This is a genomic window from Vibrio sp. 378 (assembly GCF_033339435.1).
The window spans coordinates 31,744-48,923 of record NZ_JAWOUO010000014.1 but is presented as its reverse complement, the minus strand read 5'-3'; the positions used below and the strand labels follow the sequence as shown (position 1 = coordinate 48,923).

Genomic DNA, 17,180 nt, shown 5'->3' with positions numbered 1-17,180 from the left:
CTAATGAGGGGCGTTTAAAACCATTGCATATGATTTAAGCGCGTTAGTACACGATTAGGATCAACACGGGTTTGCAGTAAGTTGTCTTGCTACTCGGTTGCACACTAGCCGACATCAGCCCGACAACCTCTATTGCAAGCAATCAGAGTTAGGTCACTTCACACCTATTTGGAAACGACCTAACAACTCGCATGCAGAGCCGTACTACGGCAAGGAGACGCTATGGGCGATACCGATCGGAAACTGTTTGTACTCGATACCAACATTCTTCTTCATGAACCCTTTGCCATCTTCTCTTTCCAAGAACACGATGTCGTTATCCCCATGACCGTGTTGGAAGAACTCGACCGAATCAAAGACAGTAAGCGCGACGTTGCAAGAGATGCGCGCGTGGCTATTCGCACCTTGGAAGATTTGTTTAAAGAAGCAACGCCAGATGAAATCTCTGAAGGCATTCCTGTTTCTAAAGACAACCCCGACCAGGGTACTATTTCCATTTTGGCGGATTTTGAACTGCAGGAAACCGTCAAAGCCTTCGCCGACAAAGCCGGTGACAACCGTATTCTCAACGCGGTGCTTTATCTGCAAAATAAACGTGCACCACGTGAAGTGGTACTGATCACGAAAGACATCAACATGCGTCTGCGAGCCAAAGGGGCTGGTGTACGCTTTGTTGAGGACTATAGAACCGACCAACTGATTGACGACATTCAATACCTAACCAAAGGCTTTCAATTGCGTGAAGGGGATTTCTGGAGCGGTATTGAGGAAGTAGAAAGCTATGCACTGGGCGGAAAAACTTACCACAAACTCAGTCGCGAACCCTTCGACCCAACCTTTATCAACCAATACGTTATTGATGAAGACAGTGACTTTGCTGGTCGCGTAGAAACCATCAATGAAGACAAGCTAACGCTTCTCGACCTGAGCCGCGAACGCCTAATGCATCGCAAGGCTTGGGACATCACACCTAAAAATATCTACCAGGGAATGGCGTTAGATGCCTTACTCGATCCAGAAATTGACTTGGTGATTCTAACGGGTGCGGCGGGTAGTGGTAAGACATTACTGGCAATGGCAGCAGCATTGGAGCAAACCATTGAAAAAAGCATGTTCGATAAAATTATCGTAACACGTAACACGCCAGATATCGGTGAATCCATCGGCTTCTTACCCGGCTCCGAAGAGGAGAAAATGATGCCGTGGTTAGCGGCGGTGACCGATACCTTGGAAGCACTACATAAACACGATCACTGCACTGAAGGCTCATTGAAGTACATCTGCGATAAAGCCAACATTCAATTTAAATCGATCAACTTTATGCGTGGCCGTTCGATTCAAAATGCGTTTGTACTGCTTGATGAGTGTCAAAACCTCACTGCATCACAAATCAAAACCATCATTACCCGCTGTGGTGAAGGAACCAAAATCGTCTGCTCCGGTAACTTGGCGCAGATTGACTCTCATTACCTCACCCCAGTGACATCAGGATTGACGTACATGGTTGAGCGCTTCAAGAACTTTGAAGGCAGCGCAAATATTCACCTCAACGGCGTGGTTCGTAGCCGCTTGGCGGAATTTGCTGAAGAAAACCTGTAATTGACACCGACTCACAAAGCAAAAGAGCGCTCTAATGAGCGCTCTTTTTATAACGATTCGACTGAGTTACTCAGTGCCACCCACTGTCAGTGAGTCCAGCTTCAAGGTCGGCTGACCAACACCAACTGGCACACTTTGACCTGCTTTACCACATACGCCAACGCCCTTGTCGATACTTAGGTCGTTACCGACCATAGACACTTGCTGCATTGCTTCGATACCTGAGCCAATCAACGTCGCACCTTTAACAGGGCGCGTAATTTTACCGTTTTCAATCAAGTACGCTTCCGATGCAGAGAACACAAACTTACCCGAAGTAATGTCCACCTGGCCGCCACCAAAGTTTGGCGCATACAACCCTTTCTCGACCGTCGAGATAATTTCTTCTGGCGTATGTTCACCTGGAAGCATGTAGGTGTTGGTCATACGAGGCATTGGCAAGTGTGCATACGATTCACGACGACCGTTACCCGTTGGATTTACACCCATTAGCCGCGCGTTTAGCTTGTCTTGCATATAGCCTTTCAGCACACCATTCTCGATAAGCGTGTTGTACTGACCGTTTACCCCTTCATCATCCACATTCAGTGAACCACGAAGGTCTTTTAACGTGCCATCATCGACGATGGTACACAGCGGAGACGTCACTTGTTGACCCATTTTGCCAGAGAAAACCGAAGATTCCTTCCGGTTAAAATCACCTTCTAGGCCATGACCTACCGCTTCGTGTAGCAACACGCCAGGCCAGCCAGAACCCAATACCACTGGCATCATGCCAGCTGGTGCTGCTTCTGCTTCAAGGTTGATTAACGCCATGCGAATCGCTTCGTCTGCGTAATGAAAAGCTTGTTTCACACCATTGCTTTCCGTTAAAAAGAAATCGTAACCGAAACGGCCGCCGCCACCAGCACTACCGCGTTCACGTCGTTCACCTTTTTGTGCGAGCACGCTAATAGACAAACGCACCAAAGGACGAATATCGCCTGCATAAGTACCGTCTGTTGCCGCAACAAGCATCTGCTCATGCACACCGCTGATGCTGATCGAAACTTCTTTAATCAATGGTTCTTTAGTGCGGATGTAAGCATCTAGAGATTTGAGTAATTCTGTTTTTTGCTGCTTTTCCCATTCAGCTAGTGGATTCACAGCCGCGTAGTACGCTTGGTTTTCGGTGCGTTTAAACGCTTGGACTTTGCCATTTTGCCCTTGCTGAGCAATACCGCGCGCCGCCATTGCACTCTGCTTCAGGCCTTCAGGCTGGATTTGATCAGAGTAGGCAAAGCCTGTTTTCTCGCCAGTTACTGCACGGACACCAACACCACAATCAATGTTAAAAGAGCCATCTTTGATGATGCTGTCTTCTAGAACCAGAGACTCATGCCAGCTGGACTGAAAGTAAATGTCCGCATAATCGATCTGGCGCGTCGCAATGCTGGCAAGCGTGTCAGCAATATCTTGTTCTGTCAGACCATTTGGGGCAAGGAGTGCCTGTTCTATTTGGTTTGTGCTCATAGTTAGCTCTTTTATTTCCGTCTCAATTCATTTTGAAAGCGACTGTGTTGAGTCAGCGGCATATTCTGCCTTACTTGTTGGCTTTGTGACAAATCTATCTCAGTCACCAATAAACCTACTTCATCCTGAAGCTGTTTATGGATACGTCCCCAAGGGTCAACGACCATTGAGTGTCCCCATGTTTTTCGTCCACATGGATGCGTTCCAGTTTGTCCGCTTGCCAAAATCCAACATTGTGTCTCAATCGCTCTAGCTCGCAATAATACTTCCCAGTGAGCTTGCCCCGTCACAGCGGTAAACGCAGCGGGCACCACAATGATATCCGCCCCTTCTTGACGCAATACTTTATAAAGTTCTGGGAAACGTAAATCATAACAAATACTCAATCCAACACTGCCGATATCAGTTTCCGCAACGACTATTTGATTACCCGCCATAAACGTATCCGACTCACGATAACTACCATAACCATCGGCTACGTCGACATCAAACATATGCAGTTTGTCATAGTGAGCAATGCATTTACCGTGCGGCGGAAATACAAGTGTTGTGGTGGTGACACCTTTTGCGGTTTGAATGGGCATGCTTCCGACAATTAGCGTTAACTGGTTCTTTCTAGCGATTTCACAGAGCCGCTGTTGAATCATGCCACTGCCAAGTGGCTCTGCATGTTGATGATAAGCTTCGCGACTGGAAAATAGCACTGTATTTTCAGGAGTAAGAACAAGTTTGGCACCTTGCTTGCTCGCTAAAGCACACTGTTTTTCAATGAAGTCCAAATTCGCGTTAATATCCGGACCCGAAGTCATTTGAATAATGCCAACACGCTCCATGTGTTTCCTCCCTATTCCATTATATTCGGTGAGTTATTTGGCCTGTTCACGCAGTTTTTCTGGCAGCTTATATTCACCTTTACTTCGCGAAATTTCTTTCACCGTTGGTGAATCTAGTGGGCCTTTCACTTCATAATTGACTTGAGTGAAGACCTCAACCACCGGAGATATCACCGTAGAGATGGCCAAGACATACAAAGCAGTTTGAGGCGCAACGGCAAACGCGGTCAGCATTGGTAGGCCTGATGTGATGTCTGGTGTGAATTTCACTTCCGCATCAACCATTCTGCTGTTCATATTAGCGATGCCGCGGATTTGCATTTCCCCTGCTAACGCATCCATTACGATATCATTGGTGATAAACACACCGTCTTGGATTTTGCCCGTTCCCGTGATAGAGTTGAATGCCATGCCTTTATCGAATACGTCGGTAAAGTCGAGCTGCATCTTACGGATGATAGAATCCAAGCTGAACAAGCCTAACAAGCGTGCCGCACCACTAACTTCACTGATCACGCCTTTACCAAATTCCGTTGAGACGTTTCCTTGCAAGGTTTGTGTCTTCATTGACCAAGGTGCGCCGTCCCATTCCATATTGGCATTGATCTCAAATGGTGCTTGTTGAATGCCTGATGTAATACCAAAGCGCTCCATAAGATCGGTGTTGTTATCACCTTTCATTTTCATGGTTAATTTGGAATGACTACTCTCTTTCGTCAGGTCCCACCAACCACTCATATCAATGCGGTTTTTGCCGCTACTAAAGGTGATATTTTTCCACTCCAAGCGGTTCTCGCGACGCTGCAAATCAACATTCACTTTGCCCACTTTGTAGCCTTGCAGCCAAAAATCATCAATGTTCAAAGTTAAGTTTGGCATCTCTGCGTGAAACTTGCGGTCAAAATTGGTAATCAAAGGTGCGTTTTGATCTTCACTCGCAAAGATTGAACTGCGCTCTTTGGTCATCTCTTCAAACCCTGGGATGTACAGATGCAAGTGCTCTAAAGAGACCGATAGATCATAGGGTTTCAGATAGTTAGCTTTCCCTTTAACCTCTTGACTGTCCACATCGAGTTGCCAACTCAAATTTTTCTTGCTTGCTGAAAAATCCACATCATGAAACTCAATCCCACCGAGCCGTAAGTTTGGCGTTTCAACTTCAATGCGTGTCGGCAATGGAATGGTCGGCGTTTTCATGCTTGCCAAAACAGACGATGAAGGCTTGCTCTCAGAGACCTGCGCAAGCTCCGCCCATTGGTCTAAATTCAGTTCTTCGACACGCACCGAAGCATCGTGCCCGACAATAGGACTAATCCGGAAGCCACCTTTGCCAACCATTAAATGAGTCGCAGTCAGAACCGGGACATCGCCAGCGATATCTATCTCAGTTTGATACTTCACATTTGGGATCTGTAGTCTTGCTGAAATACTCTCTTGGTTGCCGGATGCTTGCAGTTTCGCTTGTCCAGACTCGCCAATTTGTTTCGCTAAAGGATAAGGATATTGACTAGCCAGACGATTTAGCTGCGCCAGCACTTCAAGCTGATAAGTGAAACCAACATCATTGAGTTGCAAGTCAATGTCCATTTGCCACGGCGCATGGCCAGAAACAAGGTTTAACCAACGCTCACCGACATAGGGTTTGAGAGGCTCGACATCCCAATCTCCTAATGTATTAATTGTCACGTTGTAGCCTTGCTCCGCACTCTCTCCATGGAAATCAAGAGAGATAGGCTGTTGTAATAATTCGGCCGACAAACCCGATGTGGTAACCACATCATTGTCGAAGGTGATACGCCCTGTGGCGTTTTCAAGCGTCATTGGCGGCGCTTCAATATCAACACGATTTTCTGTTAAATCTGCATAACCCCAAGCGCGAGACTCTTTCTCAAAATCAAACGGTATATTGAGTTGAAACTCAGAGTAAACGGGACCACTCACTTGCAGCGCTGTCAATGCGGCACCGACTGAATCCACTAATGGCGTCGCCATCATGTAGTCACGGACTTCATTACCCGGCGCGCTTGCTTTCGCTTCAATTTCGATGTGTCCACCTTCTGCCAACTCAGGGATTCGCCCAGTGATACGCTTAGCATGAACGCCATTTAGTGTGGCTGATTTTGAATCCAAATACATGGCATCATTTTCAAACAGCAAGTCTAGCTGCAAATCCGTGATGGTTGGCCATGCCGTATCAAAGCTAAATTTCGCGTCTTTTAATCCAACCCAAGCTTGGAACATGCCATTATGTTCTTTGTAAGGAAAATCACCTAACTCGCCATACCACAACAATTTCGCTGTATTCACTTTTCCGCCCTGAATCGCGGTCGAAAGATAGTCGGTCAAGTCTTGTCCAAGTGCCAGAGTCGGTAGATAGCGCCATGTTTCACCCGCGTTGTAGAGATCCGCTTCGGCATAGAACGATAAAAATGGGCTTTGTTCTTTTGGAAAATCAAGACGGAATGCCCCCAAGACTTGAAGATCAGGCGTTGCTGCCGTCACTTTATCCGCCCACAAACGCCAACCCGCATCATCTTGCTGCCAGATAATATCGACTTCACCTTGTTTGATATTCAGCGGAGCTTGGAATACATCGCCGTACGGAAAGACATCATCAATGACGGTGACTTTTGCTTTAGCTTGATTCACATCCCCCGATACGCTGCCCTGTACGTGATGAAACCCGGGTAGGAGCTCCCATTGTGTCATCGCGAGTTCATCCAGTTCAGCCGAGTAGCGTAAGGTGTCTAAACCACCGTTCATTGACAATCGGACATCTTCGACCCGACCTTTCGGTGCTAGTTTGTTAATAAGGTCACTGGTCGACTCTGACTCTGGAGCCAGCTTAATGAGCGGAATGAGTGCTTCAATGTCGAGTTGAGAGAGATTAAGCATCCAGCCGTTTGGTTGCCAATCAAACGCGACGTCTAGCTCTGGCCAAGGGGTATTATCGGTTCTGATCTGAAGTGAGTGGCCATTTACTTTCCAGCCTTGTTTATCTGGTCGAAGATTGAAAATTCCAGACTCAATAAACAGCTCATGATGTCCATCTTCATTCCACACCAACTCGGAAGGCAGCAATTCAACATAAGCATCATGCGGTTGGCTATGTTTGAGCGTTAGCCAAGTATTTAAGCTGACTTTACCCGACTCTGCTCCTGACTCTTCTTGCATGTAAGTGGTCAGCCAAGGTGTGACCGAGACATCTTGAGCACTCACGTAAAACTCACCAGATACATCGCGCAACGAGCCATGATCTTTAAAGTTAGCGCTTACTAACAATGAGTTCAGGCGAACATCGGCAATGCTAACCGTGCCTTCGGCTACGTGACGTTTCCCTTGATTGCTCCAACGAAGCTGCTCAATATCTAAACGGCGAGTTTCACCAGACACCGACTTATACCAAATCCGTGAATCGCTAATAGTGAAGTCTTCGAACTGACGTAAAAGAAGTGAGTCGAGTTGGTCAATGAGTTTCACTTCGCTCTTATCCACTTCAGGCTTCGGATCTTGACGATGAGAAGTCGGCAGAATGTCTACCGTGTGAATGTCTAAAGCGAGGTTATGAATGGTAAGGTCTGCAACTACAGGTTTAAGTTGAAAAAGAGATTGAATAAGGTCGAACTCAATTTGGACTTCTTCAACAGCGAAGCGTGCATCTTGCACGTTTGGTAGATTTGCCTCTAAACCCAGTAACGCAATTGAGGGATGATTATTGCGCCACGTCCCTGCGACATTAGCAATAGAAACGTCAAAACCTGTGCCTTGTTTGACCCAGGTTTTGATCTCATCTTGGAAATGGTTAAGTTGCGGCAGTGTGACGCGAAGCGTGGTTACTAATATGGCTAATAACACCAATACAGTAACTAAACTCCACGCACAAAAACGCCCAAAACGGTTAACACCAGAATTCACAAATGTTCCAAATTACATCATTACGACGTCAAACTGTTCCTGAATGTACAGGGGTTCAGCCTGAACTCGCACTTGCTTGCCAATAAATACTTCGAGCTCTGCCAACGCATGAGACTCATCGCCCAATAGCGCTTCAGCAACAAACGGCGATGCGTACACGACAAAATTATCGGCGTCGTAAGCACGGTTCACACGAGTAATCTCGCGTAATATCTCAAAGCATACGGTTTCGACCGTTTTCACGCTGCCACGGCCTTCACAAGTAGGACAGCCAGAACACAAGATATGTTCAATACTTTCTCGTGTGCGCTTGCGCGTCATTTCAACTAAGCCAAGCTGGGTAAAGCCGTTGATGTTGGTTTTTACTCGGTCTTTCGCCAGCGCCGTTTCCAGTGAGGTAAGTACTCGCTGACGATGCTCTTCGGATGCCATATCGATAAAATCAATAATGATGATACCGCCGAGGTTACGTAAACGTAGCTGACGCGCAATAGCTTGCGTTGCCTCTATATTGGTATTGAAGATAGTCTCTTCGAGATTACGACGACCAACAAATGCACCCGTGTTGATGTCGATGGTGGTCATGGCTTCGGTTTGATCGATGATCAAATAGCCGCCCGATTTTAGCTCGACCTTGCGCTCTAAAGAACGCTGAATTTCGTTTTCGGTGTCGTACATGTCAAAGATTGGCTTGTCACCTTCGTAAAGCTCAAGCTTATCTGTTAACTCCGGTACATACTCAGAAGTGAATTCTTTCAGGTTCTCGTATTCAAGGCGGGAGTCGACCATGATCTTATCGAGCTCTGTGCCAACAAAGTCACGCAGAATGCGTTGAGCTAAGCCGAGTTCACCGTAAAGTGTTGAACGCGTTTTGTATTTTGAGCGACGCTCCATGACTTTTAGCCACAAACGCTTTAGAAATGCCGCATCTTGAGATAGCTCTTTTTCATCAGCGCCTTCTGCCGCGGTACGAATGATAAAACCACCGTGCTCATCGCAGTAATGGTTCACCACCTTTTTCAAACGCTCGCGCTCTTTTTCACTTTCAATACGCTGCGAAACACCGACATGGCTGGCCCCCGGCATAAAAACAAGATAACGCGAAGGTAAGGTGATATCCGTCGTTAAACGCGCACCTTTCGTGCCGAGCGGATCTTTGACCACTTGCACAACAATGTCTTGTCCCTGGCGTACCAGTTCAGAGATATCACGGACTTGAAACTGCTGTTTTTCGTTTTCTGCCACACATTCGGTATGAGGAACAATATCTGACGCATGTAAAAACGCCGCTTTATCTAAACCAATGTCGACGAAAGCCGCCTGCATACCTGGTAACACTCGGCTTACTTTGCCTTTGTATATATTGCCTACAATACCGCGACGCGATTCGCGCTCGATATGTATTTCTTGTAGTACTCCACCTTCAATCATGGCCACACGAGTTTCACTCGGGGTCACGTTAAGCAGCAATTCTGCACTCATGTGCACACCTCAAAACAATTATAAAAATTCTTGAATTAGCTGATCGGTTTCGAACAAAGGTAAGCCTACTACAGCGTGATAACTGCCTTCGATTCGGGTGACAAATCGCCCTCCGAGTCCCTGAATACCATAACTTCCAGCTTTATCGCATGGCTCTCCTGACTGCCAATATTGTTCGATTTCTTCGTGAGTCAGTGGTTTGAACCACACGTCAGTGGTAACGACCACAGAATGTTGTTGTTCCGATGATACAACGCTCACCGCAGTCATCACTTGATGACGACGACCCGATAAGTCAGTAAGCATACGCTTTGAATCTTCAAAACTTTTTGGTTTTTCTAGCACACGGTCATCGCATACTACGACCGTATCAGAGCCCAATACAACGGAATCAGGCTTAGCCAACGCTAAGCCTGCCTGAGCTTTTTCCAAAGAAAGACGCAACACGTAATCTCGTGCTTGCTCATGAGCCTGTTTGGCTTCCTCAATATCAGGCAATACGATCTCAAAATCATAACCCAGTTGAGCAAGCAGCTCTTTTCTTCTCGGAGAACCCGATGCGAGAACGAGAGATAAGCTTTTCTTCACCGCTTTACCTTACGTGCCATGCACGACGAACTCGTCGCATTAATAAAAACATCCATGGCCAAAGTATACAGTTTATTGCCGCCGTCCACAGAGATAATGGATTAAATACTACGTCCTGGTTCAAATATTCCCCACAGAATATCAAAACTTCTAATAACGCAGTAAAAAAGGCAATTAAAATCGACTGTTGCCACAAAGCCATGTTACGAATCAACAGGAAATTCAGCGCCACGAGGTAGATAACGATCGACATCATCATGCCACGAATTCCAAGCGTTGAGCCGATCAAGATATCCCACAATAAGCCCAACACTAGCGCAGTTCCGACGTTCACTCGGTGCGGTAGTGCCAACACCCAATAACACGTAACAAGGAACAACCATGAAGGGCGTAACACATCTAACACACCTGGCCATGGAATGGTTTGCAGTACCAGCGCAACGAAGAAACTGACGCCAATCACCATTCGGCTGCTCAATACATTATTGGCCATCGGTTACCTCTTGTTCTTGCTCTAACCCTTCATCTACATTGGACCGCAGTACTTTGTGTTGACGGTCTTCATTCGGCCAAATCAGCAGTAGGTAGCGTAAGCGATCAAACTCCACAACCGGCCCAGCCTTGATTGAAGCGAACTCTTGACGCGTATCGTGATCCACATTGGTAACCGTCGCGACTGGGTATCCCTCAGGGTAAATACCACCTAAACCGGATGTCACCAATAAATCACCAACCTGAATATCTGTGCTGGTTGGAATGTGCTCCAGTTGGATTTCATCCATTTCACCATTGCCCGATGCGATCACTCGGATATCATTGCGGATCACCTGGACAGGAATTGCATTTTTCGCGTCCGTTAGCAGCAGAACACGTGCGTTGTGCGCTGCGACAAACGTAACCTGACCAACGATGCCTTTCTCGTTGATAACAGGCTGACCAACGTAAACACCATCAATACGGCCTTTATCGATCACCACTTGATGACGATAAGGTGAAGTATCAACCGCCATTACTTCTGTCACGACTTTCTTTTCATCACGGACAAATGAAGATCCCAACAACTTACGTAGGCGTTGGTTTTCTTCTTTATATTGGTCGAGCAAGATAAGCTCGCTTTTCAGGCGTAACACTTCTCGCTTTAAGCTGCGATTGCCTTCAACTAATGCCTGATGAGAATTAAAACGTTCAAATACGCCATCGAACATACTACGAGGCAAATTCGCTGCGTACTGAATCGGTGCAACCATACTGTTTAGTAGGTATCGAACGTTGGAAAACGTATCTAGACGACTATCGGCCAGCATTAAGCTCGCCGACACGATGACAGCAAAAAACAGACGTAATTGCAGAGACGGACCTCTGCCGAAAATCGGTTTCATCTTGTTTTTGACCTGATTGCTTCCATGATTATTGAGCCTTACTTGGCAACCTAAAAATACTTAACTAAATACTTTTAGGTATGGAGCATGTTTGAATTACAGAGAGAGCAGAAATGAAGGTGAAGCCCGACATGAGCTTCACCTAAACCTTTATTCTTCAGAGAACAGATCGCCACCGTGCATGTCGATCATTTCTAGTGCTTTACCGCCACCACGCGCAACACACGTTAGTGGATCTTCCGCGATAACCACAGGAATACCAGTTTCTTCCATTAGTAAACGGTCTAGGTCTTTAAGTAGTGCACCACCACCGGTTAGTACCATACCGTTTTCAGAAATGTCTGAAGCAAGCTCTGGTGGACACTGTTCTAGTGCAACCATGACTGCTGATACGATGCCAGATAGCGGCTCTTGAAGCGCTTCTAGGATCTCGTTTGAGTTCAAGCTAAAGCTGCGTGGTACACCCTCTGCAAGGTTACGACCGCGAACTTCAATCTCTTGAACTTCATCACCAGGGTAAGCAGAACCGATTTCGTGTTTGATCTTTTCAGCCGTTGCTTCACCAATCAAGCTGCCGTAGTTACGACGTACGTAGTTGATCACTGCTTCATCAAAGCGGTCACCACCGATACGCACAGACGATGAGTAAACCACACCGTTTAGAGAGATAACGGCAACTTCAGTTGTACCACCACCGATATCGACCACCATTGAACCTGTCGGCTCAGATACGCGTAAACCAGCACCAATTGCCGCCGCCATTGGCTCGTCGATTAGGTAAACTTCACGCGCACCAGCACCAAGTGCTGATTCACGAATTGCGCGACGCTCAACTTGGGTAGAACCACAAGGAACACAAACAAGAACACGTGGGCTTGGCTTTAGGATGCTGTTATCGTGCACTTGCTTGATAAAGTGCTGAAGCATTTTTTCGGTTACGTAGAAGTCAGCGATTACGCCATCTTTCATTGGGCGAATAGCGGAAATGTTGCCAGGTGTACGACCAAGCATCTGTTTTGCTGCGTGACCGACTGCAGCAACGCTTTTTGCAGAACCTACACGATCTTGACGAATAGCAACTACAGAAGGTTCATCAAGGACAATTCCTTGCCCTTTTACGTAAATTAGAGTGTTGGCTGTACCTAAATCGATAGATAGATCGTTAGAAAACATGCCACGAAGTTTCTTAAACATACTCTTCGCTCATCCTGCAAAAATATAGAAGACAAAAATTGCTCTAAATGTACCAATGCCTCGCTGTCACAGCAAGGTATTGGTACACAAACATGAGCAGAAAGCCTCAATTTCTTGCAGTTTCCTAACTTAAGGGCAAAAACCTAAGTTGTTACTGTCCGGTTAACCCTGGCTCACCACGGTAAATCACACGGTCATTACCACGGTGAATACCAAAGGTGACGACGGAGGATGGGTTTTCTTCACCAGCTTTCTTATTGTCCCAGTTGTACTTGAGCCAAGGTAAGCCATTTTTTGAATCATCAAGATCTAACCAAACGCGCGTTTGCTGGCGATATGGTTCAGCTTGAGTTGCAGTAATAGAGCGAGAAGAACCTGAAGCAACTTCTCCACCAGCTCCTAACGTGACTGCTTTGGGAGTGGCTCCAGCACCTGTTGGCCAAATATGCGTTTCAGCGGCAGTGACACCTTTCACATCGGTTTGATTGTCATTAGGGTTGGCGATAAAGCGGCTACCATTCCAGTATTCGATTCTTAGAGGAATATGTAAGGTCGTCCCCTGATTTCCACCAACATCATCTAGGTCTACACGACCAAGCCGGATATCAGGTTGTGCCAGCAACACTTGTGCCACGCTGGTAGTCAATTGTTCATTGCCGTTAACGCTACTTTTAAACCTGAATAATGTCGGGTCAACATAGCTACTGGTTTTACCACCAGAATTGCTCAGTGATAGGCTAATCGTGGTACTGGTAGATTTGTCCGCCACCACTTTCGAGTTAAACGGCCCATCGGGCAAAATTGGTTTGCTCCATTGAACCGAATTATCCCACTGCTTACGCCACACCGCGCCGCTCCAGTTTTTATCGCCGAGATCCGCATTCGCGATATTCAAGCGATCCGAATGTTCACCGGACAGATAGAAATCGGCTTTTAATCCACTAGCAAACAAACCGTAGTTTTGTGTCGCGCCGCCACTGGCATTATAGGCGGTCACAGCAAAGCTTACCGAATCGAAAGCCTGCCCCATGTAGGCCGACTCGCCCTGGTTATCCGGATAGTCCCAGTTGGTTTCCGTAACGTTAAAGTAAGCCGGATAGAAGCGACCTATTGTCGCTATTGCATCCTTAATTTTGAACGCGCTACTACCTAAATAGCTTGAGGTACCCAGCGGTTTGCCGTTTTCATCACTCGCAACTGGTGCAGCTACGCTAAATTCAAATGCGCCGACTTCCGAGACCGACTGCGGCAGCATCACCTTACCATTGGCCCATTTGCTCCCCTCCGGCAATGAGGTATTCAACAGCGTGGCTGACGCCCCCTCAGCCGGGTATTTCACGCTGTTGGCGATGGTAATGGCCGGCTCCTGGTAGTTTTTGGCGACCTTTTCTGTATTTTCATCCGCCGCCTGATAGGCGGTCACGGTCAGGTCAAACAACTCACCAGCGGCAACAAAACTGTTGCTACAGCCAGAAATGGCCTTGGTGCAGGTACCGTTTTTATCCGCTTTGGTTGCTGTTAGCTTCAGATACTCAGGGAAGCTGACAAAGCTGGCAAAGCCAGCAGAATCGCCCACACCATCGACGCTCGCATTGAGCTTCACTTTACCTGCTTCCGGATACTTAATTTTAAAGTACGCCTTGCCCTGCGAGTCAAAATACACATTATTCAACACTGTACTTTGTGTCTTAAGTAAAGTTGGCTCACTTGTCCAGTCGACCGTGTTGTTGCCGACCTTTCTCTTGTACCAGATCGACACCGACTGAGTTTTATCAACCGGTGCAACTTCATACGCCATCGACATTCTCACGTTGCGCGACTCACCGTCCGCATCTGCCTGAGCAGAACAGAACGACAAGTGATCCTCACCCTGGCTCTGGCGGTTGGCCACCACATCGGCCACGTTGACCGCTAAAACATTCTTAACGAAAGTCACCTCACAGTTCTCTGCCAAGAGCTCGCCGCCATTAATACGACAGCGTGCACCTTCAAAACCAAACTGCGGTACCGAGCTGCTGGCCACGCCCATGGTAATAGTGCCAGATTCCGAAGCCTGTAGCGCTAATTCCTTCTGGTTTTGAACAGTTACCTGTGTACCACCGACCCAGTTAGCAATGTCATGCCCCGCCGAAGGCGTCAGCGTCACATTGAGTGGCTTAAGCATCCCGTTATTGTATGCGTCGCGCGGATAGCGCTTGCTACAGTCCGCATTCATGCACGCTCGCAGCTCCACTTGAGAGGCCTGACAAGTGCTGCCTGAGCCCGAATAATCAAACTCAAAGTGGTGGATGCCTTCGGTCAGTGGGATGGCCTCATCGGCACAAACCTGGAAGTTATCAATCTCATGAGTATTGGTCGACCAACCGGTTGATGCGGTGACAGAAAGGCGGAAGTTCTCTGGCACCGTATTAAAGCTGCCCTGCTGAAGTACATCAAACTTCTCGATTAGTGTTTTCCATTCTCCTGTATCTATTTTTCTTTCGACCGTGAGATAATATTTACCTGACTCACGTGAGTTGAGCACGATTCTGTATTTATGTAAGCCACTGCGGGGACCATCAATATCTTCAACTGGCAGATCTTTTCGACTAGGTTCATAGCCCTTAATGTATTTATAGCCCTTAAGCCACTGACCATTTGAGTCCGTGTAGCCGGGACCACGAACACCTATCAAGTTCTGTTTTCGTGGTGAATATTTATCAACAACCTCTCCACCAGTACGATAATAGTTACCGTATTCATCAAGACCGATTCCTAGCCAACCTCCAGCAAAGCCTTCAATGTCTTTAGTCACTTCTTCGCTGTGGTTTTTCTGCAGCTTCATCCCGTAGCCCAGCGGGCCGCCAAAGGCACCGGTTTTCGGCAGCACATTGGCATCCGACAGCACCAGAGCTATACCATCAGCACCATCACCACCAAAGGCGTAATGATCAAACTCAATCTGCAAATAGTTTTGTGCCGATGGAAAGACATAATTGTAGGCCGACGCCGTGGCCTGACGACGTATACTTTCATTCAGCCTGAAACGCCCATTGTTCGTCTGCGGCTGGGTACTGCTTTCAAAACCCATCACTGACCAGTTGGCCAGGCTGCCGTTATCGAAGTTTTCGGGTGGTAATGGCTTACACTGCTTAGGCTGAGGAGGCGTCCAGCACGGCTGCGGATAGTCCGGTTTGACAACTTGAGTTGAGCCTCGCATATCAAGCCAACGGCTTGTGACTGCACCATAAATTTGTTCGCCGGTATCCAGCACCAGGCTCTTGGCAAGAATAAAGCCTTTAAACTGTTGTGACGTGGTGGTTTTGAAATGCACACTCGCCTGTGGCCCATAGATCACCGGCAATACCAAATCACTTTGTGTGGTACGGTAATCAAAATAGGCATCTTCGAGTTTAAAATCAGCATTGTTGCCGGCATACGAGCCGGGCGTCTGATTCGTACCCACCACATTCCAGGTAACGTTGCTACCAAAAATCAGCTTCGGCTTGGCGCCTAAATTTTTGAAAGTTTTCACTGTCAGGTTGGTGTTATCGGCCAAATATAGTGAGAGATTGGACTTAGACTCGTAAACCAACTCTTCTATTTTGCGTTCACCAGCGATCTTCAGCTCAACCTTTTGACTGTTTGCACTTTCAATAATCTTTAGTCGTTTAAGGTCGCGCTTCAAGCTGATGACAACGCGATCGCCGAATTCTTGGTAACTACAAACATCTGAACCATTACCACAAACCTTGCCATAGTATTTTTTTGCACTTGGATTCGTACGAATAACCTGTTGTTTAGTGGCGTTAAAGGTTGCGTTCAGAGCACTCGGTTTTTCCGCTTTGCGTCGCTCTGTCAGGCCATCACCACCCGCCAAACTGCCATCTCCCGCCAAACCATCTTTCGGGAAACAGCCAAACTCGTTATTACAGATATAAGGGGTTTTGTCCTTGTACAACTGTGAGGCCTGCTCACCGCTATCAAAGCCCACGCGCAGGTTGCGCCACTCGCTGCCGCTGTCCCAGTTCTGTTTGTAGGTGTAGAAGTTGCGGCTGTCCGCCAGATATTCGTCAGACCAGCCCAACGCCCTGACAGTTGAATTAGTCACAATCAGTTTGCTTTCTTCCTGCTGCCAGCCTTGGACAGGCTCAGGGAAAAGTTGACACACGTGATCCGGTACAGCAAAGCTTGATGCTGGAGGGATGGGAGGAGTAGGCCTTGCCCCAGGCTCACAATCTAAATCAGATAACCCATTACCGATTTCAAACAAAACGTCAGCGCTATCTGAAACTTGTGAAAAAGATTGGCCTTTAGCAGCAACTTCTTTTATAAGCAAGCCTTCTTTATAAAGCAGATAAGCCAAATCCGCCGTATACGTATGCCCGTGCTTCGTAACGTTATCATATTCAATACGAACTACGTACTTCTGGCCGGGTTCCAGGTCCTGCTCATGGAATATTCCTCGGTAAGAGCTGCGGGAGTAGTTTTCAACGGACCAGAGCGGATAGAGAGTGACGTTGCCCTTTCCCTGCTTTTTCAAGTAAATAACGCCATCACTCACTGCCACCTGGTAATTAGCTTCGACCGAAAATGACTCTTTTAGATGGACCGAACAAGACTCCGTAGCTTGCCAGGTATCCGCGTATGAAAAGGCAGACAGTGATAGCGAAATTAAAAATAGTATGGTCTTTTTCAT

Annotated in this window: 10 protein-coding genes; 1 reads left to right on the top strand and 9 read right to left on the bottom strand. The window is 47.1% G+C overall.

Annotated features, from left to right (window positions below; all coding sequences use genetic code 11):
* Nucleotides 1–222 precede the first annotated feature (222 nt).
* Nucleotides 223–1,599 carry a PhoH family protein gene (locus R7Q48_RS20040; protein ID WP_005381133.1) on the top strand — a complete coding sequence of 459 codons (1,377 nt, stop codon included), beginning with the start codon at nt 223–225 and terminating at the stop codon, nt 1,597–1,599.
* A gap of 66 nt (nt 1,600–1,665) precedes the next feature.
* Here R7Q48_RS20040 and tldD read toward each other — a convergent pair whose 3' ends face one another.
* From tldD to R7Q48_RS19995, 9 genes are all read right to left on the bottom strand, one after another.
* Nucleotides 1,666–3,111, bottom strand: a complete 1,446-nt coding sequence (gene tldD / locus R7Q48_RS20035) for a metalloprotease TldD (protein WP_206954742.1) — start codon at nt 3,109–3,111, stop codon at nt 1,666–1,668.
* 11 nt (nt 3,112–3,122) lie between these two features.
* A complete protein-coding gene (locus tag R7Q48_RS20030) occupies nt 3,123–3,944 on the bottom strand; it encodes a carbon-nitrogen hydrolase family protein (RefSeq protein ID WP_005381136.1) in 822 nt (273 codons plus the stop codon).
* Nucleotides 3,945–3,977: 33 nt separating this feature from the next.
* Nucleotides 3,978–7,859, bottom strand: coding sequence for a YhdP family protein (locus tag R7Q48_RS20025; protein ID WP_256903342.1), 3,882 nt, complete (start codon nt 7,857–7,859; stop codon nt 3,978–3,980).
* Nucleotides 7,860–7,871: 12 nt separating this feature from the next.
* Nucleotides 7,872–9,341 (bottom strand): ribonuclease G, encoded by a 1,470-nt coding sequence (gene rng, locus R7Q48_RS20020; RefSeq protein ID WP_005381138.1) that lies wholly within the window; start codon nt 9,339–9,341, stop codon nt 7,872–7,874.
* 18 nt (nt 9,342–9,359) lie between these two features.
* The gene (locus R7Q48_RS20015) at nt 9,360–9,929 is read right to left on the bottom strand and encodes a Maf family protein (RefSeq protein ID WP_005381139.1); all 570 of its coding nucleotides are present in this window, start codon (nt 9,927–9,929) and stop codon (nt 9,360–9,362) included.
* 4 nt (nt 9,930–9,933) lie between these two features.
* Nucleotides 9,934–10,422, bottom strand: a complete 489-nt coding sequence (gene mreD, locus R7Q48_RS20010; RefSeq protein WP_005381141.1) for a rod shape-determining protein MreD — start codon at nt 10,420–10,422, stop codon at nt 9,934–9,936.
* Nucleotides 10,412–11,308 carry a rod shape-determining protein MreC gene (gene mreC / locus R7Q48_RS20005; protein ID WP_064354324.1) on the bottom strand — a complete coding sequence of 299 codons (897 nt, stop codon included), beginning with the start codon at nt 11,306–11,308 and terminating at the stop codon, nt 10,412–10,414. The genes mreD and mreC overlap by 11 nt, the downstream gene beginning before the upstream one ends.
* A 150-nt stretch (nt 11,309–11,458) precedes the next feature.
* Entirely contained in the window at nt 11,459–12,502 is a 1,044-nt protein-coding gene (locus tag R7Q48_RS20000; protein WP_005381144.1) for a rod shape-determining protein, read from the bottom strand.
* Nucleotides 12,503–12,653: 151 nt separating this feature from the next.
* The gene (locus R7Q48_RS19995; RefSeq protein ID WP_154205005.1) at nt 12,654–17,180 is read right to left on the bottom strand and encodes a DUF6701 domain-containing protein; all 4,527 of its coding nucleotides are present in this window, start codon (nt 17,178–17,180) and stop codon (nt 12,654–12,656) included.

Excerpts from the sequence above, each read along its gene's own strand:
- R7Q48_RS20040 (WP_005381133.1), top strand. The coding sequence starts at position 223 with ATGGGCGATACCGATCGGAAACTGTTTGTACTCGATACCAACATTCTT.
- tldD (WP_206954742.1), bottom strand. The coding sequence starts at position 3,111 with ATGAGCACAAACCAAATAGAACAGGCACTCCTTGCCCCAAATGGTCTG.
- R7Q48_RS20030 (WP_005381136.1), bottom strand. The coding sequence starts at position 3,944 with ATGGAGCGTGTTGGCATTATTCAAATGACTTCGGGTCCGGATATTAAC.
- rng (WP_005381138.1), bottom strand. The coding sequence starts at position 9,341 with ATGAGTGCAGAATTGCTGCTTAACGTGACCCCGAGTGAAACTCGTGTG.
- mreD (WP_005381141.1), bottom strand. The coding sequence starts at position 10,422 with ATGGCCAATAATGTATTGAGCAGCCGAATGGTGATTGGCGTCAGTTTC.
- mreC (WP_064354324.1), bottom strand. The coding sequence starts at position 11,308 with ATGAAACCGATTTTCGGCAGAGGTCCGTCTCTGCAATTACGTCTGTTT.
- R7Q48_RS20000 (WP_005381144.1), bottom strand. The coding sequence starts at position 12,502 with ATGTTTAAGAAACTTCGTGGCATGTTTTCTAACGATCTATCTATCGAT.
- R7Q48_RS19995 (WP_154205005.1), bottom strand. The coding sequence starts at position 17,180 with ATGAAAAAGACCATACTATTTTTAATTTCGCTATCACTGTCTGCCTTT.